Here is a 21,298-nt window from a genome sequence, read left to right as displayed (position 1 = left end):
GTATTAAATAACTGATCTAAATTTTGCGCCGGAAAAATGGCTTAGTTTGAGGCGTAAGTTGATGTAAATGGTTGTTCCCTATACGAAACTTACAACGAAAAAATAAGTTGTTTTAACAAGTAAAATAGATCAGTTACTTACTATGATTGGTATAAGTTATTGGATACTCTAAAATAAAATTAAATGGAGTTTAAACGATGAAAACGATTCTATGCTTTGGTGATTCTAATACTTGGGGCTACTCCCCTACTCTCACGCGTCGTTATAATGAATCAGAACGATGGACAATGTTGTTGCAATCGCAATTGCCTAATGAATATCGGATCATTGAAGAGGGCTTAAATAGTCGCACCACCGTGTTTGAAGATCCCATTGAAACAGGTAAAAAAGGATTAGATTACCTACTCCCATGTTTAGGCAGTCACCACCCTGATTTAATTATTATTATGCTAGGCACAAACGATGCTAAGTCGAGATACAATGTCACTGCAAGCGATATATCTAAAGGAGCAGCACGCTTAGTTGAAGTTGCACAGCGCTTTGAACCAGGCTTTACCAGAACAGCCCCAGAGGTGCTTTTAATTTCCCCTGCACAGATATTAGAGCTTGAAAATGGTAAAGAAGGCTGGGAAGGTGCTCAAGCTAAATCGGCACAATTTGCTCACTACTATGAGCTACGTGCGACCGAATTAGATTGTCACTTTTTAGACGCCGCTAAGTTTGTGAAACCTTGTGAAAAAGAGGGAATACATTGGCCCCAAGAAGAACATAAAAAACTAGCGAATAAATTGAGTGAATTGATCCCTACAATATTGCCATTGGATAACTGAAAATTAACTAAATAGTGTTTAATAACCTTAGCGAATAGAGTGTATGAATGTTCTATACTTTGTTTAGGTATAGAACACTGCTTGCTAAGGTTTAAGTTAATCTCGCATGAAAAGATTGTATCATTTTTCCCATTATCACAATGATTATTGATCCAATTAAAACAGGGGTTATTAAAAATAACCAGCCTTGCCCAGACATCATAATTAATAACGGATTAGCTCCTGCTGGTGGATGAGTCGTTTTCGTAAAAAGCATCCCACTTACCCCCAAACCTGTTGCTACAGCTAAATCTATTTCTGACACACCAATAAATTGGACAAAGAAAATACCAATAAAAGCTGTAATTAAATGCCCTATAATTACATTTTTGGGTTGTGCTAATGGACTTTGAGGTAAACCAAACACAAGTACTGCAGTTGCACCAAAAGGTGCCATGACTAACGTTATATTCGATAATGTATCACCGACATACAAAAGAAAATAAATAGTTAAAAAGGCACCGCTGCCAGCTATTAGCGGAAAAAATAATTTCATGCCACCTCCACAAAATAGACAAACTTGTCTAGTCTTTATAATAGACAACCCTGTCTTGTTTTGTCAATATAAAACATAGGAGGATAAAATGAGTAAAAAGCGAAAACTATTAATTGATACTTCTTTAGATCTGTTTTATTCCAACAGTATTAACTCTATTGGTATTAATGAAATATTAAAGACATCAGGGGTTGCAAAACAAACTCTGTACAGTCATTTTGAAAGCAAGGAAAGCTTAATACTTTCAGCACTTCAACAAAGACACACAAATTTCATTGAATGGTTAAAAACTAAACTTGATGGAGTAGACTCTAATGAGCAACTAATAATACGATTATTCAATGCGCTAGAAAGTTGGTTTAGAAATTCCGAGAGTATGTTAGGAGATTTTCATGGCTGTTTCTTTATTAATAGCGCCAGTGAATTTAATAATAAACAAAGCAATATTTCGCTATTTTGTAAGCAACATAAACATGAAGTTCGAGAAACGATTAAACAATATATGTCACAAGAAAACCTATTCTTGTTAGATGCGATTTGCATTATGAAAGAAGGAGCAATAACTAATGCATATGTCTCTGGCGATTACTCTTCAGCAATAAAATGTATACGAATACTTAAACAATACGAAAATAACACTGCATTCACTGATTAATAAATAATTTTGTTTCAAAGCGACAATAAACAAAAATCCCATGGCTTATTAAGCGATGGGATTTTTATTTAGAGCTGAATAAGTGGCTTCGCTTATGACCTAAGCATAACACTCTTCTTCTTGTTTGATATTACGGTAAGCCAGTGCAATAGGGTAACCACGTTGCTGAGTATAAAGCTCAGAACGTTTTGTAATGGCTTGGTCTTCAATAGTATCAGTGATTGGGAACAAGCGAGCCCCTACTTTATCTTTATCGACAAAACCTAGCTCTGCTAACTTTTCAGTTAATGCATCAGCACAGGTTAATACTGACGAAGCTTTAACGATTTCACAACGTGCATAATGATTACTTTCAAAAGACACACCAGCGGTACGTAAGGTTGAGTCGTCACCTGGAATCTGTTGCGCACCAAATAAAGGCTTACCAGCGACAGTGGCCGTTTTAAAAGCAGGAATATATTGAGAAATGTGATCGATGGCGCGCTGTCCACGCGTAGTGACCTCGTGCTCTAACCAACCTTTATCTATTTTACGTAAAAACTTCTCATCCAATTGTGGTTGAGAGCTGTTTTTAGCGCTTTCTACTAAGCCGTCTTTAAATAAAGTAATATCTTCGGTCATGCCATGTAATTGCACTAGGTCGCCAGGGTATGGCGTAAATTGAGCCATGCCCTGAGGTGTACCACGCGTACCATGAATAATCACTTCCGGCCAAAAACCGTCAGTACCTTTCCAGTGGGTAACATAAGCAGCTTTAAACTCAACTAAACGGTCACGATTAAAACCTGCTAGGTCGTCAATTTCACCGGTTTTAAAGCCTGCAGCGTTAATCACATAATCAAACTCATGCTCAGCTGGAAGATCATTTTTAGTGTAACCCAGCTGCCATTTTTCAGGCTGTTGTTGTGAGAGTTTTGTTACCTGACTGTTTAAGTGAATCTGACAGTTAGCATTTTTCTCTAAAGATAACGCAGCCGTTGCCCCTAATCGGAAGACATTCCAACCAAACTCTTGCACTAACACCACAGGAAACTTAAGCAAAGATAAGTCAGTATGCTTGGCAAAAGGAATTAACCACTCTTCCGCTGTGCTTGGTACTTTTTTCTCATCTAAAGTGGCGAGGTGCTGCAACTCTTCTAGCTCAACTAAACGGTAATATTCGTTTACTTCACCCAGCACTTTATTTTTACTGTCTTTATCAATTAGCTTTTGATATTCATCTTGCAGCAGCGTTAAACGTGGTAACAGATCCAATGGTTGGCCTGCATCATGTTTTGGCACGGCAATAACCGTGGGTCTGTAATCGATAGAATCAGGATACAAACGTAATGCTTCTATAGACTCTTCTAATAAGGTCACACATTGTTCGTCAGGAATCTCTCTGTATAGATTACCACCCGCATGCAGATGGCAAATTGGAGGACCATTAACTAAACTTGTGCCCTTCTCAAATAGATCTACTTTTAATCCTATTTCGCTCAAGTACAGGGCAATCGAAGCTCCTGCTATACCGCCGCCTATTACTGCAATTTTTTTATCAGACATATCGCTTCTAGTCACTGTTTAACCGTTAATATTTGCGTAAAAAAGAAGAAACTAAACATTCAATGATTATTGCTTAGCATCCGAAAGAGCGTTAACAATATTAGCAAAATCATCAAAGCTAACATCAGGCCCATGTTCGTTAATATCTTCGCCGTAGTTATAACCATAGGTTAAACCAATGCTCTGCATTTTCGCTGCATTTGCGGCTAAAATATCATTTTTAGAATCCCCTACCATGACGCAGTCATCGACAGTGACACTTAACTGTTCACAAGCGAAGTGTAATGGAAGTGGATCAGGTTTACGTTTTTCTAAAGTATCGCCGCCAACTAATAATGAAAATAAACCATTCATTGATAAGCCATCTAAAATAGGTTGAATAAAATCGTAAGGTTTATTGGTAACGATTGCTAACTGGTAGCCTTTTTCTTTTAATGCTTGTAGAGAGCTAACAACATTAGGGTAAGTCACCGTATCCACGCATAGGTTTTTGGCATAAAAATCCAAAAAGATAGCTAAAGACTTTTCTAATAGTGCAGGGTCTAAATCAGGGTCAATCTCAGTTTGTCCAGATAAACCACGTTGTACTAAAATACTTGCGCCGTTACCTACCCAAGAACGAATAATGGCTGGGGAAATCTCTTCTCTACCAATACTAGTTAGCATGTGATTGATTGCTAATGCTAAATCTGGCGCACTATCAATTAAAGTACCGTCTAGATCAAACAGGATGGCTTTTTTATCCGTGAATTTCAAATATAACTCCTACAACATTTTTAATTATTTATATGTGTTCATCTAAGCAGAATGTGTTTAATAACGCCAATAAAATTTGATATTTATCACAATTATTCGCCATTTTAGCCTTTAGTAAGTGATACGAAGATCTCTTAAATTAAGTTCACCGGTTTTTAGATTATTTAGATAGTTTTAATCAATTATTTCATTAGTTATCGCCGATTAAACTTTGTAGTCTAATTGCTGATGATTTCAGAAGAGCAGAGTAGATTTTATGGAGAAAAATAAAGGAAGGTTAAAATACCAGAAAGGAAAGTATCACTAAGGGCAGAGACAATTCATGCCCTTAGTCAGAAGCAATTAAGCTTCGAAGCCACCATGACGAGAGCCTGAATCTGAACCTGAATCAGGGCCTGAACCGTTGGAATCAGAGTCATCATCATTTGTTTCTGTCACTGCAATACTCACGCCACAGATTTGACGATATACAATGCCTAATACGTTTATACAGTATGGAATAACAAACAGTAAACCGATACCAGAGGTGATTAAACCAAACATAAACAGTACACAGAAAATAACTAATAACTGCGTAAATTGCCCAATATTTTTGTGCACTAATTTAAAAGACAATTTTAAGGCCATGACAGGAGAGGCTTTCTTTTCTGCAATCAATGGGTAGACCAAGCAGAATGACATTTTTAAATACAGTAAAACAAGTACAGACAATACAAAGCCTGCACTGCCAAATACTTGTCCGAAAACCATACTCACCGCATTTGTCATTAAATTAACCATCATCGCTGCCAGCGACAATTTCAAGATTATTTTAAAATAATGAAAAAGGTGAAAAGAGTTAGTTTTAAGTCCCACTGAATGATGAACGCCCATCATAATAAGACCGGTCATTATTGGCGGTGCAATCAGTAATGCAAAAACAAAAAACAGACCAATGACTTTAGGATCGGTTAGTGAAGTGTCAGTATCTATAAATAAACTTAATAAAGAAAAAGACGCTAGCATGATAAAAAGACATGCCGAGACAAGCGGTAAAAAATGTTTGCGAGTGATCTTAAAACCATCGCTTAACAATTTTTTTAAATCTAAATGGTACCCTTCAGCCAGTGATTTTTTAATATCACCGCCCAATACAAAATATTTTGAACTCATAACCAAGTAACTTCCCTAAATGAAATAACAGCTGTTCAGCAGCCAGTCATTGTAGGGGGTTCTGGTAGCTTTTCAAGCTTATTCATAATTGCAGCCTCTGATATTAAAGTGAAATTTAAATCAGATCATCAGGTGTTTATTTTAAAATCTGTTTAACTAACTGTGGAACCAGTTCCGTTGCTTTGCCCTGTAGCACTTGGTCAAAATGACTATGTACTTCACTGACTTCTAAATTAACCTCAATGGACTCTGCCCCACTACTTTTGGCTTCCTCTACAAAGCCCGCAGCAGGGTAAACTGTGCCAGATGTACCAATGGCAATAAACAGGTCTGCTTCTGAAAGAGCATGATAGATTTTATCTAAGCCTATCGGCATTTCACCAAACCACACTATATGTGGACGCAAAGGTGATGGATACTGACAACAGGTACACAGGTCATCACTGTTTAAATCCTTTAGCCACTGAATCAGCTGATTAGAGCTAGGACAGCGTGCTTTTAGTAATTCACCGTGCATATGCAATACGTTTTTTGAACCTGCTTGCTCATGTAAATTATCAATGTTTTGTGTCACTAATAGAAACTCACCCTCAAATTTTTGCTCTAATTCTACTAAGGCATGGTGAGCAGCATTTGGTAGGTTGATACCTGAACAAAATTGCTTGCGGCGTTGATTATAAAAATCTAACACTAACTCTGGGTTGCGCTTATACCCTTCTGGTGTTGCTACATCTTCCAGTTTATATCTTTCCCATAATCCATCTTTAGTACGAAAAGTATCTATGCCCGACTCTGCAGAAATACCCGCTCCAGTTAATACCACAATTCTTTTATATTTACTCAAATCTTCGGTCCTAATTGTTTATGGGGGGTCAAAGCACATAAAGTAAGCACTCATATCACAGCACATTGTAATCTGAACAGCGTGACAAATGTGTGTCTGAACTCATGTAATATCATTCATACTAACTAGGCTAGGCAAATTTTAGGCAAAAAAAAAGCCGCAGAGCGACTTTTTCTAGATAGCTTAATGGCTAATCCTAGATTGATAACTAATGGCGAAAACGCTGATTAATTATTTGTTAGGTTTATCTGATAAGCTAGTTTCCACTAACTCTTTCAGTTTCTGACCCGCTTTAAAGGTAACAACTCTTCGAGCTTCAATCGGGATATCTTCTCCCGTTTTAGGGTTACGACCTGGTCGCTCGCCTTTGTCTTTTAGCTCAAAACCACCAAAGCCAGAAATTTTAACTGGCGAACCAGATTCAAGCGTTGATTTAATTTCTTCAAAGAAAGATTCTACAAACTCTTTTGCTTCTCGTTTGCTTAATCCAATTTCTTCCGATAAGTGTGCTGCTATTTCAGCTTTTGTCAGTGCCATAAATTAATCTCTCAAAGATGCATTAAACTCCGTAGAAACCGCTTCAACAATAGAACTAACGCTATCAGCAATCTCTTGTTCTTCCAAGGTACGTGAAGAGTCTTGTAATATTAAGCCTATTGCTAAGCTCTTTTTACCTTCTTCAACGCCTTGTCCTTGGTATACGTCAAACAAGTTTATGCTAACTAGCTCGGAACCGCCAATTTTTTCTATAAATTTTAGGACCTTACCTGCATTTACTTGCTCATCTACCACAAAAGCGAGATCTCGACTGTTCGCTGGGAACTTAGAAATATCACCCGCTTGAGGTAGCTGTCTAGTTAATATACTATCAACTTCTATTTCAAAAACAATAGCTTGCCCATTTAATGCAAAAGGTTTCTTCAAACTTGGGTGCAAACTACCAATATAACCCACATTTACACCGTTACGGTAGATACCTGCAGATTGACCTGGGTGCAATGCACTGTGTTTTTCAGCTTTAAACTCAAAACTAGCATCATCAACGGTTAAATCTAACACAGCTTCTAAATCTGCTTTAAGATCAAAGAAGTCTGCAGCACGAGTTTCCAGTGACCAATGTTCATCACTGACGTTACCAATAATCACACCTGATAACATTGCTTGTTGACGAATACCGTTTTCAGCTTGCTCATCTTTAATGAAACGTAAACCCGTTTCAAATAAACGAACGCGGTTTTGCTGACGTTTTTGGTTTTTAGAGACACTTTCTAATAGACCTGTCCATAAGCTAACACGCATTGCCGACATATCTTTAGAAATTGGGTGCGGTAAAATAAGCGCATCCGCTTCTGGGTGCAATTTAAGTTGCTTGTCTGGGTCAACAAAGCTGTAAGTGATCGCTTCTTGGTATTCACGGTTCACTAACACATCACGGATTTTAGATAATTTCAAACGTGATTCATTGTGAGCAGGCATAGTTAATGCAGCTTGTGGCGCAATATTTGGAATGTTGTTGTAACCAAATACACGTGCCACTTCTTCGATTAGGTCTTCTTCAATCTCCATATCAAAACGATAGCTTGGCGCGACTGCAGACCAACCTTCAGCAGTTTCAGTCACTTCACAACCTAACTGAGTCAAGATTTGCTGAACACGCTCTGCATCAATTGAAATACCGATTAAACGATCTAATTTACTACGACGTAATTCAATAGTTGCTTGTTTTGGTAAATTTGCTTCACTTACAGCCTCTGTGATTGGGCCAACTTGACCACCACAAATTTCAACTAATAACTGTGTTGCACGCTCCATCGCAGTGATTTGTAACAGTGGGTCAACGCCACGTTCATAACGATGAGAAGCATCTGTATGTAGACCGTAACTACGTGCTCGACCAGCGATCGCTAACGGAGCAAAGAAAGCGCTTTCTAAGAAGATATCTGTTGAACCTTCTTGTACACCAGAATCTTGACCGCCAAAAATACCCGCCATCGCTAACGCTTTTGATTGGTCTGCAATCACTAATGTATCTGTATTTAATTTAACTTCTTTACCGTCTAGTAATATCAGTTCTTCGTCTTGATTAGCTAGGCGCACTTCAATGCCACCTTCTAATTTAGATAAATCAAAAGCATGCATTGGATGACCTAACTCTAGTAATACATACTGAGTAATATCAACCACAGCATCAACACTGCGCACACCACAACGACGTAGTTTTTCAACCATCCATAATGGCGTTGTTGCATTTTGATTAATGCCTTTAATTACACGACCAAGGTAACGAGGGCAAGCTTCTGGTGCTTGTAAGTTGATAGCCACTTGGTCATCAATTGATACAGCTACGTTTTCCCAAGTTGGTTGGGTTGCTTCAATGCTATTTAACACTGCTACTTCACGCGCAAGACCGGCAATACCTAAACAATCAGCACGGTTTGCTGTTAAATCTACATCAATAATCACATCATCTAACTGTAAGTATTCACGAACACATTGGCCAATTGGCGCGTCTAAAGGTAGTTCAATGATACCTTCAGCACTTTCTGCCATGCCTAATTCAGACTCACTACACAACATACCAAAAGATGGCTGGCCACGTAGTTTGGCTTTTTTAATTTTAAAGTCACCCGGTAAAACAGCACCGACAACAGCCACGGCTACTTTTAGACCTAAACGACAGTTTTTAGCACCACAAACAATATCGATTAACTCTTCTTCACCGATATTGATTTTAGTCACTTGTAATTTGTCAGCATCAGGGTGTTGACCACATTCAACCACTTCACCAACTAATACTTTAGTAAACTCACCAGCAACAGGATCAACGTCGTCGACTTCAAGACCTGCCATAGTGATTTGATGTGTTAATTCATCACGTGTAATTTCTGGGTTAACCCACTCGCGTAACCAAGCTTCACTAAATTTCATTATTATTAACCCTTATTTGAATTGCTTGAGGAAACGAAGATCGTTTTCGAAGAATGAACGTAAATCATTAACGTTGTAACGTAGCATTGTTAAACGCTCAATACCCATACCGAAGGCAAAACCAGAGTATTTCTCAGGATCAACACCCATTGATTTTAATACGCTTGGGTGAACCATGCCGCAACCTAGTACTTCTAACCAACCGTTTTTACCTTTCACATCTACTTCCGCAGAAGGTTCTGTGAATGGGAAGTAGGATGGACGGAAACGAATCTCTAAATCTTCTTCGAAGAAGTTGTGTAAGAAGTCATGCAGAATACCTTTAAGCTGTGTAAAGCTTACGTTTTCTGCAATCATCAAGCCTTCAACTTGGTGGAACATTGGTGTATGTGTTTGGTCGTAATCATTACGGTAAACACGTCCAGGAGAGATAATACGTACTGGTGGCTTCTGTGCTTCCATAGTACGGATTTGCACACCTGAAGTTTGTGTACGAAGTACTAAATCAGGGTTGAAGTAGAAAGTATCGTGATCAGCACGTGCTGGGTGATGCGGTGGAATGTTTAATGCGTCAAAGTTATGGTAACCATCTTCAACTTCAGGACCATCTTTTACTTCAAAACCTAACTCACTAAAGAACTCAACGATACGATCAGTGGTACGAGTTACAGGGTGAACGTTACCTTGCTTAGTACCACGACCAGGTAGTGTTACGTCAATCGTTTCTGAGGCTAGTTTGGCATTTAAAATTGCCTCTTCCATGCCTTTTTTACGTTCAACTAATACCGCTTGAATCGCTTGTTTTGCCTTATTAATTAATTGACCTGCAGCTGGTTTCTCAGCAGGTGGTAATTTACCTAAGCCTTTCATTTGCTCAGTCATTAGGCCTTTTTTACCCAGATACTGTAAACGAATCTCTTCTAATTCATTAGTATCTGCGGCGTTTTCGATCTGTTGTTGCGCGTTCGCAACGATTTCATCTAGATGCTGCATTCAATTTACTCTACTTTATACAAGTGATAAAAAATATGGCTGTAATTTTACGCAGATCAAATAGATATGGCTAGTGCTGTGGTGTGTTTGCGGTAGATAAAAGGCTGGAAATGCATAATTATTTTGTGCATTTCCAGTGCCTAATAGGATGAGTGGTTCATGCACCTTATAAGACGGTCCAACTTTGCGAGGCTATAAGTGTGTCTTGAGAAAAAATTTGCCCAGTGAATTTATCACCTTGGTTAATTTTACCCACGCCTTTTGGTGTGCCTGTCATTAAAATATCGTGTTTTTCAAAGGACATAAACTCATTCACTGCCGTAACTATCTCAGCAGGTTTGTAGATCATCAATTGATAATTAGCCTGTTGAATCACTTGGTCATTAATGAATAACACTAAACTTAATGAATCTACTGGCTGCTCAAAACTGACAAACTCTGAAAATACCGCAGAGGCATCAAAGGCTTTAGCACGCTCCCAAGGTAAAGATTTACTTTTAAGCACACTTTGAACTTCTCGTTTGGTTAAGTCTAAACCAATGCCAACACCAACAAACTGGTTATTATCCATCAAGAAGGAGATTTCTGCTTCATAGTGAATCGCCTCCACGGCATGCGTTTTAATCTCAGTGCTGATCGCAGAGTTCGGTTTTACAAAAATCACCGGCTCAGTAGGCACTTCATTATTCAATTCAGCAATATGCTCAACATAATTACGGCCAATACAGACTACTTTTGAAGGGCTAATAGGTTGTCCATCGAATAACACTGTTTGCATGAAAACTCCTAGATTATTATCGGCTAATTAACGTTTTGCGTTTTTAAATAAGGTGAAGTAATTATTAGTGGTTGCTGCAGCTAGCTCTTCGAATGAAACGCCTTTTAAATCAGCAACAAACTCGGCTACGTTGTAGGTGTAAGCTGGTTCATTTTCCTCACCACGATGTGGTACAGGCGCTAAATAAGGTGAGTCAGTTTCTACTAATAATCGGTCTAGCGGTACAGCTTTAATCACTTCCTGTAACTCTTTAGCATTTTTGAAGGTAACAATACCAGACACTGAAATATAAAAGCCCATTTGCATCGCTTCCTGTGCCATCTCAATAGACTCTGTAAAGCAATGTAAAATACCTCCGACTTGTTCAGCACCCTCTTCTCGAAGAATATCTAAGGTATCTTCACGTGCACCACGAGTGTGAATAATCAGAGGTTTGTTAAGTTTTTTCGCCACGCGGATCTGCTTACGAAAAGCATCTATTTGCCACTCTTTAGTTTCTGGTGAGTAGAAGTAATCTAACCCTGTTTCACCAATGGCAATCACTTTTTCTGCACTTGCATATTCAAGCAATAAATCTTCATTCATCACCGCTTCTTTATACAAAGGATGCACACCACAGGTACTTGACACTTGATCGTAAGGTTTGATCATTTCAGCCATCGCAGGGTAATCTTCTAACGTAACACAAACGCTGAGTAGATGATTAATCCCTTTTGCTTGTGCCTTTTCAATCACATCGGCAATACCCGTGTGCTTTTTGGTGTAATCTAATCGGTCAAGGTGACAGTGAGAATCAACTAACATAGTGTGTTTCCTTAAATTCGTTCTTTATTTTAATCAACAAAGCGCTGATCAATAACTCTTTCTTTAATGCATTGTGCTCGGTTAATAAGCTGCGTGTTTTTAATATCTCTTGGCTTAACACACGCAAACTTTTAAAACTTAACTGTGCTTGCCAAAGTTGTAACTGTGGTAATGCAAAATAATAGATAGCATCTTGATTTAGTTGTTCAGTATTTAACTTCAACTTATGAATATCATGTAATAGATGAAAAAGCAGTAATAAATTTTGCTCTGCATCATTGGCTAATAACCGTGAAAAGCTAAATAACTGCTGTGGTTGATACAACATATTAAAGACACCTTCCACACATTGGCGACGTGTATCTAAACTTGCATCTTGTTGTAATGCCTTTAAATGGTTTAATAACGCTAATGGGCTATTTTGAAACCAACGTAACACGCCTAGGTCACTCACTTGATAACCCAATTCATATAACCAGTTAATTAAGGTTTGATCATCAGGGCTATGCAAATGAGTTTGCTGCAATCGGCTTAATAACGTTGGCATTAATTGATGATGGGTTCTTGCAAGCAAAATCAGATAGCTATCACCTTGCGGCTCTTCTAATGTTTTTAATAGGGCATTAGCCGCAGCCTCAGTAAGCTGCTCAGCACCTTTAATCAACACCACTTTATTGTTACCTAGCTGTGGGCGTTCATTAAGTTTTTCAGTCAATAAACGAACTTGGTCAATACCAATGGACTTATTTTTTTCAGCCACTAAAAAATGATAATCAAGATGATTATGTACGCTAAATAGTTTGCAAGAGTGACATTCAAAACAAGCATCATCATGCTGTTTGTTTGTACATAGCAAATATTGCGCTAACTGTTGCGCTAACTTGTATTTACCAATACCAGCACTGCCGGTAAACAATAAACCGTGGGCAAAACGTCCCTGCTGATAAGTCTGTTGCAGCTGCTGATAAAAAGGCGTTAACCAAGGCGTTGAAACCTGTTCAAAACTTGATTCAGCCATATCCGATGGAGTTTGCGTATTAGCCATTTATAAACTCGCTAACCAAATATCAAGTTGTCGGTGAATGGATTCCTTGACTTGATCAAAGCCCTGACTTGCATCGATACACACAGCATTTTTATCTTGCTCAGTAAGCTGCTGGAATACAGCGCGAGAACGGTTAAAGAAATCGATAGCTAACCGCTCAATACGATCTAACTCGCCACGGCCTCTTGCTCGGCTTAACCCAAGTTCCGGTTCAATATCTAAAAACAATGTAAAATCTGCTGTGAAATCACCTAACGCCACTTGCTTAATATCATTAATGAGTTGTAAATCGATACCACGACCACCACCTTGATACGCTAATGAAGACCAGTTATGACGGTCACCAATGACCACTTTATCCGCTGCTAAGGCGGGTTTAATTTTATGCTCAACTAGTTGTACGCGCGCCGCATACATGATTAATAACTCTGCTTTGTCATCCAGTTGCTCATCTGCCACATCCATTTTTACTATCTCGCGCATTTTCTCTGCGAGAGTAGTACCACCGGGTTCGCGGGTTAATTCGATATTTTGTTCAATAACACCTTGTAGTGCTAACCAATCTTGGATGTATTGAATGGCAGTGCTTTTACCTGCACCTTCTAATCCTTCAATAACAATAAATTTACCCGCTAGTTTTTGTATTGCTGACATTTTATTTTCCTCGGATATATTTATTAACGGCGTTGTTATGCTCTCTTAAATTTTTAGAGAAGTAAGAGGTACCATCACCTTTGCTGACAAAATACAGATACTTGGTGTCTGCAGGATGCAAAGCCGCATACAGGGCTTCTTCACTCGGCATTGCAATGGGTGTTGGTGGTAAACCGGTTATTGTATAAGTATTGTAAGGCGTTTTCTCTCTTAAATCTTTACTACGAATGCGCCCATCATAACGCTCTCCCATGCCATAAATAACCGTAGGATCCGTCTGTAAACGCATGCCTATTTTTAATCGGTTAACAAATACCGAGGCGATTTTATCTCTGTCGTTGGCTAAACCACTCTCTTTCTCGATGATTGACGCCATAATCAAAGCTTCATAAGGGGTTTTATAGGGAAGGTTTTTGTCTCTTTCAGCCCATAATTTCTCAACGATTACCTGTTGATGTAAGTACGCTTTTTTAATAATAGTAAAGGCACTCATATCAGCAGAGTAGTGATAGGTTTCAGGAAAGAGTAACCCTTCTAATTTAGATGAAGTACTGCCTAACTTAGCTAAAATCGCTTGTTCATCTTCTAAAATAGGTTTAATTCTTTCTGCTTTACTTAACGTTTTCAGCCAATCTTTATAGGTACTGCCTTCTACAAAGGTGACTTTAAACTGATAACCTCGTCCGCTGTTCAAAATGGTTAATATTTGCTGTAAAGATGCTGCTTCAGGTAGTTGGTAAGTACCTGATTTAAGATGTGTTAATTCGGGATGTAACTTAGCGACCACTTTCCACCAACGGTCTGAGTCTAATAAACCTTGCTCCATTAATTGTGGTGCTAATTGTGAAAAATAACTGCCATCTGCTAAGGTAAATAGCTGTGTTTCCGCAACACGTGGTGTATTTAAATAACTATCCACTTGCTGTTTTGCCCAACCAATCACACCTATTAGGATAACTATTAATAAGGCTGCTACTACACCTATTTTCTTGATCATAAAAACTAACTTCCTTGCTTAAGCAATGTTTGTAATTCTGTCACAGGCTTTAATTGCTCTGCTGAATAGTGTTTGTCTTGATATTGTTTGACCGCAACAACGCCCATAAGTGCATTGGTTAAACACAGGCAGGTTGCTTGGTTAATGTCTGCTAAGGTGATCTCTCTTTCAACGACTTTGATAGTTGCTAACTGTAGAATCCGCGCTCTCATTACCCCTGCGACACCACTATAATTAAGTATCGGAGTGATCCACTGCCCTGCTAAGTAAATAAACACATTAGCGCTACATGCTTCGACAACATGACCAAACTCATCACAGACTAAACCTTCTACGGCCTTTAATTTAAGTAACTCTTGTTTAATTAAAACTTGCTCTAAACGCGCTAATGATTTTAAGCCAGCAAGTTGTTTATTGCGCCCTAATTGGCTCTGACATTGCACAATCGCAATCCCATTTTTCTGCCAATCAAGGTATTGCTCAGGAAAAGCCGACAAGCTGATAACCCGCACTGTTTGTTCACAACCAGCAGCACTATAACCTCGACCACCACTGCCTCTGGTAAGCATCACTTTTAATACATGATGAGCATGTTCCGCCACTAATTGTGCAGTGTTGAATACTTCAGTTTGTAACAAGTCCCAATCCACCTCGGGAAAAAATAAACGTGCTGCGCCATCTTTAAGTCGTTGTAAATGCAATGACCAATCAATGAGTTCACCGTGTTCGATCTTGATGGTAGAAAATAATCCATCACCATAGGCTAAACCACGATCAGTTGCATCAATGCTTTGACTGACAATACCGTTAATTAACATGAAGTTACTCATCCAGTGTAAAGTTGAATAAAAGATTATACGCATAATCCTTTATTCACTAAATAGATGATTAGAAATAATAGCAATCATGCTAGATAGCAAAGCATTATTGATGCCTTCCAGTGATTAGTATAAACATGCTTACGAGCACAATTTTTGGACATAAAAAAACCCGAACTTACGTATCGGGTTTTTAAAAATCAACCACAAAAAATGGCTGATTATTAGTAATAGTACTAGATACGTTTAAAGATCAACGTACCGTTAGTGCCACCAAAACCAAATGAGTTTGATAATGCGTATTCAATATTCGAAGGTCGCGCTTTACCGTCTGTTACATAATCTAAATCACAACCTTCACTTGGGTTTTTAAGGTTAATTGTTGGTGGAGCAACTTGGTCTTTCAGTGCTAATACACTGAAGATAGCTTCGATTGCACCAGCAGCACCTAATAGGTGGCCAGTCATTGATTTAGTTGAGCTCATCATCACTGAATTTGCTGCTTCACCCCAAATGCTTTTCACTGCTTGTGTTTCAGCGATATCACCTGCAGGTGTAGACGTACCATGTGCATTGATATACTGAATATCAGCAGCCTCGATACCTGCATCACGGATAGCATTTTTCATTGATAATGCTGCACCTGCACCACTTTCTGGTGGTGACGTCATGTGGTAAGCATCGCCACTCATACCAAAACCAACCATTTCAGCGTAAATTTTTGCGCCACGTGCTTTAGCATGTTCATATTCTTCAATAATTAATACACCCGCACCATCACCTAGTACAAAACCGTCACGCGACTCATCCCATGGACGACTTGCAGTTTCTGGTGAATCGTTACGTGTAGAAAGTGCACGTGCAGCACCAAAGCCACCCATACCCATTTCAGTTGACGCTTTTTCTGCACCACCTACAAACATCACATCCGCATCACCATGTTGGATCATACGAGCGCCTAAACCGATGCTGTGTGTACCTGTAGTACAAGCAGTCGTTACGGCGATGTTTGGACCTTTTAGGCCTTTGTTAATTGAAACATGGCCAGAAATCATATTGATGATAGTTGCTGGTACAAAGAAAGGACTGATTTTGCGTGGTCCTGATTTGTTATAGTTATCTTTGTTTTGTTCGATGATACCTAAACCACCAATACCAGAACCGATTGCAACACCGATTCGCTCTGCATTTTCTTCTGTAATTTCTAAGCCAGAATCTTGTAATGCTTGTTCAGAAGCAGCTACACCGTATTGGATAAATAGATCCATTTTACGTGCTTCTTTCTTTGGCATGTACTCTTCGACGTTAAAGTCTTTAACTAAACCAGCGAATTTAGTAGAAAACTTTTCAGTATCAAAGTGTTCAATATTTGAAATACCACTTTGACCAGATTGAATAGCCTGCCATGATTGCTCAACCGTATTACCTACTGGTGAGATGATCCCTAAACCGGTTACTACAACGCGACGCTTTGACACTAGACTCTCCTAAAATAAAGCTATAAAAATAATAACTAAAAATTTTTTATACCAATGTATATTAAATCCATGTTGATAATATGACACAGAGAAAAAAATGGCTTAATTTGTGAGGTAAGTTAATGTAATCATGTCTCTTTTACAAACTTACAACAAAAGTAACTCATTTTTACCAGGTATATAGAACACGGGATTTTTACGATTGGTGTTTTAAAACACTTAGCTATTATTTACGATTAATTTATTAATGTTTAAATAGACAAAAGGCGGTCACAAGACCGCCTTTAGAGATTTCTGCACTTATAGTGAGAAATTAGCCGTTGTTAACAACGTAATCAATCGCAGATTGAACAGTAGTGATTTTCTCTGCTTCGTCATCTGGGATCTCTGTATCAAATTCTTCTTCTAGAGCCATTACAAGCTCAACTGTGTCTAGTGAATCAGCACCAAGATCGTCAACGAAAGAAGCTTCGTTTTTAACTTCGTCTAGTTGAACACCTAATTGCTCAACGATGATGTTCTTTACGCGTTCTTCGATATTGCTCATTTTTTATCTTCCTATGTAATTACGCATTTGCGTTAAGTTGCGGTAGTTTATTCTATCGCGTTTAATATTCAAGTATTCTATCACTGGTTAGACCAGTATTTTAAGATTTTAATCAATAAATTAATAGAATATCTATCTTTTTGAGTTAATTGCTTATTTGCTCAACAAAGTTAGGCAAAAAATTAAACCATGTACATGCCACCATTAACGTGAATTGTTTCACCATTAATGTATGCCGCACCTTCAGAGGCTAAAAATACAACAGTCGCAGCAATCTCTTTTGGATCACCTAAACGGCCAGCAGGTACGTTTGCTAAAGTAGCAGCACGTTGCTCTTCATTTAGTGCTTTAGTCATATCTGTTTCAATGAAACCTGGGGCTACTGTGTTAACAGTAATGCCACGGCTTGCAACTTCACGTGCTAATGATTTAGTAAAACCAATTACACCAGCTTTAGCTGCGGCGTAGTTAGCTTGACCAGCATTACCCATTGTACCAACTACAGAACCTACATTAATAATGCGACCAGCACGCTTTTTCATCATTGGACGAAGTGCAGCTTTACTCAATTTAAAGATAGGCGTTAAGTTAGTACCAATGATGTCATCCCACTCTGCATCTTTCATACGCATCAATAGGTTGTCACGTGTGATACCTGCGTTATTCACTAACACATCCACACTACCAAACTCTTTCTTAATGTCAGCAAATAATGCTTCAATAGACTCAGTTTCTGTGACGTTTAAGACAAAACCTTTACCTGCATCACCTAAGTATTCACTGATTGCAGCTGCGCCACTTTCACTTGTTGCAGTACCTAATACAGTTGCACCTAGTGCTACAAAACTTTCAGCAATTGCTCGGCCGATACCACGGCTTGCACCTGTTACTAAAACAACTTGATCTTGCATACTCATTATTATTCTCCTTTAACAGCAGCTAATGCAGCCGCTAAACTTGCTGTGTCATTAATTGCTTGTGCAGTAAAGCTCTTGTCAATACGACGAACTAAACCACTTAATACTTTACCTGGACCAGCTTCAACTTGTAAGTTGATACCTTGTTCAGCCATTTTAACAACGATATCTGTCCAACGAACTGGGCAATATAGTTGACGCACTAGCGCATCTTTAATCTTGTCTGCATCAGTTTCAATTGCTACATCAACATTATTAATCACTGAAACACTTGGTGTATTAAAAGTGATCTCTTGTAATGCAACGGCTAACTTATCTGCTGCAGGTTTCATTAATGCACAATGTGAAGGCACTGATACTGGTAATGGCAATGCACGTTTAGCGCCTGCTTCTTTACATAACGCACCAGCACGTTCCACGGCATCTTTGTTACCCGCGATAACCACTTGACCTGGTGAGTTGAAGTTTACTGGAGAAACCACTTCACCTTGCGCAGCTTGTTCACAAGCCGCTTTAATTTCTGCATCACCTAGACCAATAATGGCGAACATTGCGCCAACACCAGCAGGTACGGCTTGTTGCATTAACTGACCGCGTAGCTCAACCAATTTAATTGCATCTTTAAAGTCAATGACACCCGCACACACTAGTGCAGAGTATTCACCTAAGCTGTGTCCAGCAATCGTTGTTGGTTTTTCACCACCCACTTCAGCCCAAACACGCCAAATAGCAACAGAAGCTGCTAATAAAGCAGGTTGTGTTTTATCCGTTTGGTTTAATGATTCAACAGGTCCATCTTGGCATAACGCCCAAAGGTCGTAACCTAATACATCACTTGCTTCTTTGAATGTTTCAGCAACAACTGGGTAAGTTGCAGATAAATCAGCTAACATACCTAAGCTTTGTGAACCTTGGCCAGGAAAGGCAAATGTAAAGTTTGTCATGTTTAATTCCTAATATTTATTCTTACGATCTCATCACTGTATCGCTTGTCTATATAATTACTTTAAAGGGGCCAGTTGTTACATCACAACTAATGCACTTCCCCAAGTAAAACCACCACCAAATGCTTCTAATAGCACTAATTGGCCTGGTTTAATTTTTCCACTTCTTACCCCTTCGTCTAAGGCAAGTGGTACTGAAGCAGCTGACGTATTGCCATGTTTATCAAGTGTTAAAATCACTTGTTCCATAGACATACCTAATTTTTTAGCCGTTGCAGCAATAATTCGTTGATTGGCTTGATGAGGTACTAGCCAGTCTAATTTGTCTTTTTCAATGTTGTTAGCAGCTAAGGTATCCACTACCACTTGGCTTAATTTTTTCACCGCGACTTTAAACACTTCATTACCTGCCATTGATAGGTATGAGTTGGTTAATGTCTGACTGTTACCACGTTCAACATTTGGTAATTTTAGTAAATCACCAAAGCGACCATCGGCATTAATATGAGTAGATAAAATACCCGCCTCTTCAGTTGCTGTTAATACCACGGCACCAGCACCGTCACCGAACAAAATGATAGTACTACGATCTTCAGGATCACAAGTTGCTGCTAACGCATCTGCGCCAATCACTAACACATTTTTAGCACTGCCTGATTTAATAAAGTTATCAGCCACACTTAATGCATAAGTGAAACCAGCACATGCGGCTGATACGTCAAATGCAGGAATATCATAAATACCCAATAGATTCTGAACTTCACAAGCAGCAGAGGGGAAAGCATTATGATTACTTGTTGTAGCAACAACAATTAAATCTAAATCACTTGCAACTAAACCAGCAGCTTGTAAAGCTTGCTCGCCAGCTTTTGTGCCCATAAACGCGATCGTTTCTTGTTCACTTGCAATACGACGTTCTTTAATGCCAGTGCGTACCGTGATCCATTCATCACTAGTATCAACCATCTTCTCTAAATCTTGATTGGTGCGTACTGCTGTTGGTAAATAACTACCCGTACCTATAATTTTGCTATTCATTTAATAAACAATCTCGCTCTGCTAAGACAGATGCTAACCTTTCACTAATACTGGTTGGTATCTGCCATTGAATTTCTTTGATGGCTTGTTCTATTGCGCAACTAAATGCAGCAATATTTGCACTGCCGTGACTTTTGACCACTATGCCACGTAACCCGATCAAACTGGCACCATTATACAGATCTGGATGTAAATGTTTTAATTGGTTTTTTATCAATGGATTTAATAACTTACCAAGCAAACGACTATACCAGGTTGCATCCATGGCTTTTTTTAATTGTGCTATAAAAACGCGTCCCATCCCTTCATAGCTTTTTAATGCAATATTGCCACTAAATCCATCAGTTACGACAACATCCGCAGGGCTATCAAACAGCTCATTTGCTTCAATAAAGCCAATATAATTAATATAGTTAGTTTCATTAAGCAAAGTTGCACAATGTTTGATTTCATTGCTCCCTTTATTACTTTCTCGTCCTACATTTAATAGGGAAACAGAGGGAGAACTCACCTGTTCAACCTTTTCGCAAAGCACACTTCCCATTAATGCAAAGTTAAATAAAGTATCACAACCACACTGTAAATTTGCCCCTAAATCCATCAAATAACTGTGACCACCACGATTATTCGGTAATGCAGAGACCAAAGCAGGTCGTGAAATTCCCTCAAGCGTTTTTAACACATGCTTAGATAACAACATTAATGCGCCGGTATTTCCCGCACTAACACATGCATCGGCCTCACCATCAGCGACTAATTGCAGTGCAATTAACATTGATGAAGGCACACGATGACGTAACACTGAAACAGGATCATCTTCCATCGATATGGTTTCAGGTGCATGCACTAATTTAACGCGAGCGTGATCAAGTAAATGATATTTTTGTAAAAGGGGATTTATTTGCTGCTTATCACCGACAATAATGATGAATAAGTTGGTATGAAGTTGTAGGGATTGATAACTTGCAGGTAAAGAAATATGGGGGCCAAAATCACCCCCCATGGCATCAAGCGCAATAGTAAAGTTACGCAAAGTAATA

General features: G+C 38.8%; 22 protein-coding genes. 2 read left to right on the top strand and 20 right to left on the bottom strand.

The window, feature by feature from the left end; genetic code table 11:
- The first annotated feature begins 197 nt into the window (after window positions 1-197).
- The gene (locus DS885_RS17440) at window positions 198-830 is read left to right on the top strand and encodes an SGNH/GDSL hydrolase family protein (RefSeq protein WP_113820667.1); all 633 of its coding nucleotides are present in this window, start codon (window positions 198-200) and stop codon (window positions 828-830) included.
- 91 nt (window positions 831-921) lie between these two features.
- Here the strand turns inward: DS885_RS17440 and DS885_RS17435 are convergent, their stop codons facing one another.
- Window positions 922-1,365 carry an HPP family protein gene (locus DS885_RS17435; protein WP_113820666.1) on the bottom strand — a complete coding sequence of 148 codons (444 nt, stop codon included), beginning with the start codon at window positions 1,363-1,365 and terminating at the stop codon, window positions 922-924.
- An 88-nt stretch (window positions 1,366-1,453) separates the two neighbouring features.
- Between DS885_RS17435 and DS885_RS17430 the strand changes: the two genes are divergently transcribed.
- Window positions 1,454-2,020, top strand: a complete 567-nt coding sequence (locus DS885_RS17430) for a TetR/AcrR family transcriptional regulator (RefSeq protein ID WP_113820665.1) — start codon at window positions 1,454-1,456, stop codon at window positions 2,018-2,020.
- Window positions 2,021-2,119: 99 nt separating this feature from the next.
- Here the strand turns inward: DS885_RS17430 and DS885_RS17425 are convergent, their stop codons facing one another.
- The 19 genes from DS885_RS17425 to plsX all read right to left on the bottom strand — a co-directional run bounded on the left by DS885_RS17425 (window position 2,120) and on the right by plsX (window position 21,291).
- Window positions 2,120-3,565: an FAD-dependent oxidoreductase gene (locus DS885_RS17425; protein ID WP_113820664.1), complete on the bottom strand. Its 1,446-nt coding sequence runs from the start codon at window positions 3,563-3,565 to the stop codon at window positions 2,120-2,122.
- 66 nt (window positions 3,566-3,631) lie between these two features.
- Window positions 3,632-4,321 carry a phosphoglycolate phosphatase gene (locus DS885_RS17420; protein ID WP_113820663.1) on the bottom strand — a complete coding sequence of 230 codons (690 nt, stop codon included), beginning with the start codon at window positions 4,319-4,321 and terminating at the stop codon, window positions 3,632-3,634.
- Window positions 4,322-4,663: 342 nt separating this feature from the next.
- Window positions 4,664-5,473 (bottom strand): hypothetical protein, encoded by an 810-nt coding sequence (locus tag DS885_RS17415; RefSeq protein WP_113820662.1) that lies wholly within the window; start codon window positions 5,471-5,473, stop codon window positions 4,664-4,666.
- A 136-nt stretch (window positions 5,474-5,609) separates the two neighbouring features.
- On the bottom strand, window positions 5,610-6,317 hold the full coding sequence (gene cobB / locus DS885_RS17410) for a Sir2 family NAD+-dependent deacetylase (protein ID WP_113820661.1): 708 nt from the start codon (window positions 6,315-6,317) through the stop codon (window positions 5,610-5,612).
- Window positions 6,318-6,548: 231 nt separating this feature from the next.
- Window positions 6,549-6,854, bottom strand: coding sequence for an integration host factor subunit alpha (locus DS885_RS17405; RefSeq protein WP_113820660.1), 306 nt, complete (start codon window positions 6,852-6,854; stop codon window positions 6,549-6,551).
- Between the two features lie 3 nt (window positions 6,855-6,857).
- A complete protein-coding gene (pheT, locus tag DS885_RS17400) occupies window positions 6,858-9,245 on the bottom strand; it encodes a phenylalanine--tRNA ligase subunit beta (protein ID WP_113820659.1) in 2,388 nt (795 codons plus the stop codon).
- 12 nt (window positions 9,246-9,257) lie between these two features.
- Window positions 9,258-10,238 (bottom strand): phenylalanine--tRNA ligase subunit alpha, encoded by a 981-nt coding sequence (gene pheS / locus DS885_RS17395; protein ID WP_113820658.1) that lies wholly within the window; start codon window positions 10,236-10,238, stop codon window positions 9,258-9,260.
- 166 nt (window positions 10,239-10,404) lie between these two features.
- Entirely contained in the window at window positions 10,405-11,016 is a 612-nt protein-coding gene (locus tag DS885_RS17390; protein WP_113820657.1) for a fumarylacetoacetate hydrolase family protein, read from the bottom strand.
- 27 nt (window positions 11,017-11,043) lie between these two features.
- Entirely contained in the window at window positions 11,044-11,820 is a 777-nt protein-coding gene (locus DS885_RS17385) for a TatD family hydrolase (protein ID WP_113820656.1), read from the bottom strand.
- Entirely contained in the window at window positions 11,810-12,865 is a 1,056-nt protein-coding gene (holB, locus tag DS885_RS17380; protein WP_258546946.1) for a DNA polymerase III subunit delta', read from the bottom strand. Before holB ends, DS885_RS17385 begins: the two co-directional genes overlap by 11 nt.
- On the bottom strand, window positions 12,866-13,519 hold the full coding sequence (gene tmk, locus DS885_RS17375) for a dTMP kinase (RefSeq protein WP_113820655.1): 654 nt from the start codon (window positions 13,517-13,519) through the stop codon (window positions 12,866-12,868).
- 1 nt (window position 13,520) lies between these two features.
- Window positions 13,521-14,516, bottom strand: a complete 996-nt coding sequence (gene mltG, locus DS885_RS17370; RefSeq protein ID WP_113820654.1) for an endolytic transglycosylase MltG — start codon at window positions 14,514-14,516, stop codon at window positions 13,521-13,523.
- Between the two features lie 5 nt (window positions 14,517-14,521).
- A complete protein-coding gene (pabC, locus tag DS885_RS17365) occupies window positions 14,522-15,334 on the bottom strand; it encodes an aminodeoxychorismate lyase (RefSeq protein WP_113820670.1) in 813 nt (270 codons plus the stop codon).
- A 236-nt stretch (window positions 15,335-15,570) separates the two neighbouring features.
- A complete protein-coding gene (fabF, locus tag DS885_RS17360) occupies window positions 15,571-16,812 on the bottom strand; it encodes a beta-ketoacyl-ACP synthase II (protein WP_113820653.1) in 1,242 nt (413 codons plus the stop codon).
- Window positions 16,813-17,125: 313 nt separating this feature from the next.
- On the bottom strand, window positions 17,126-17,359 hold the full coding sequence (acpP, locus tag DS885_RS17355) for an acyl carrier protein (RefSeq protein ID WP_025562459.1): 234 nt from the start codon (window positions 17,357-17,359) through the stop codon (window positions 17,126-17,128).
- Window positions 17,360-17,541: 182 nt separating this feature from the next.
- Window positions 17,542-18,276, bottom strand: coding sequence for a 3-oxoacyl-ACP reductase FabG (fabG, locus tag DS885_RS17350; protein WP_220149731.1), 735 nt, complete (start codon window positions 18,274-18,276; stop codon window positions 17,542-17,544).
- 2 nt (window positions 18,277-18,278) lie between these two features.
- Window positions 18,279-19,220: an ACP S-malonyltransferase gene (gene fabD / locus DS885_RS17345; protein WP_113820651.1), complete on the bottom strand. Its 942-nt coding sequence runs from the start codon at window positions 19,218-19,220 to the stop codon at window positions 18,279-18,281.
- 78 nt (window positions 19,221-19,298) lie between these two features.
- On the bottom strand, window positions 19,299-20,258 hold the full coding sequence (locus DS885_RS17340; protein ID WP_113820650.1) for a beta-ketoacyl-ACP synthase III: 960 nt from the start codon (window positions 20,256-20,258) through the stop codon (window positions 19,299-19,301).
- Window positions 20,251-21,291, bottom strand: coding sequence for a phosphate acyltransferase PlsX (gene plsX / locus DS885_RS17335; RefSeq protein WP_113820649.1), 1,041 nt, complete (start codon window positions 21,289-21,291; stop codon window positions 20,251-20,253). The genes DS885_RS17340 and plsX overlap by 8 nt, the downstream gene beginning before the upstream one ends.
- Window positions 21,292-21,298 lie beyond the last annotated feature (7 nt).

Source organism: Psychromonas sp. B3M02, assembly GCF_003318165.1.
In the GTDB taxonomy this organism is placed as follows: Bacteria; Pseudomonadota; Gammaproteobacteria; order Enterobacterales; family Psychromonadaceae; genus Psychromonas.
Note: the sequence above shows the minus strand (reverse complement) of the source record. Positions and strands in the feature narration are given on the sequence as shown.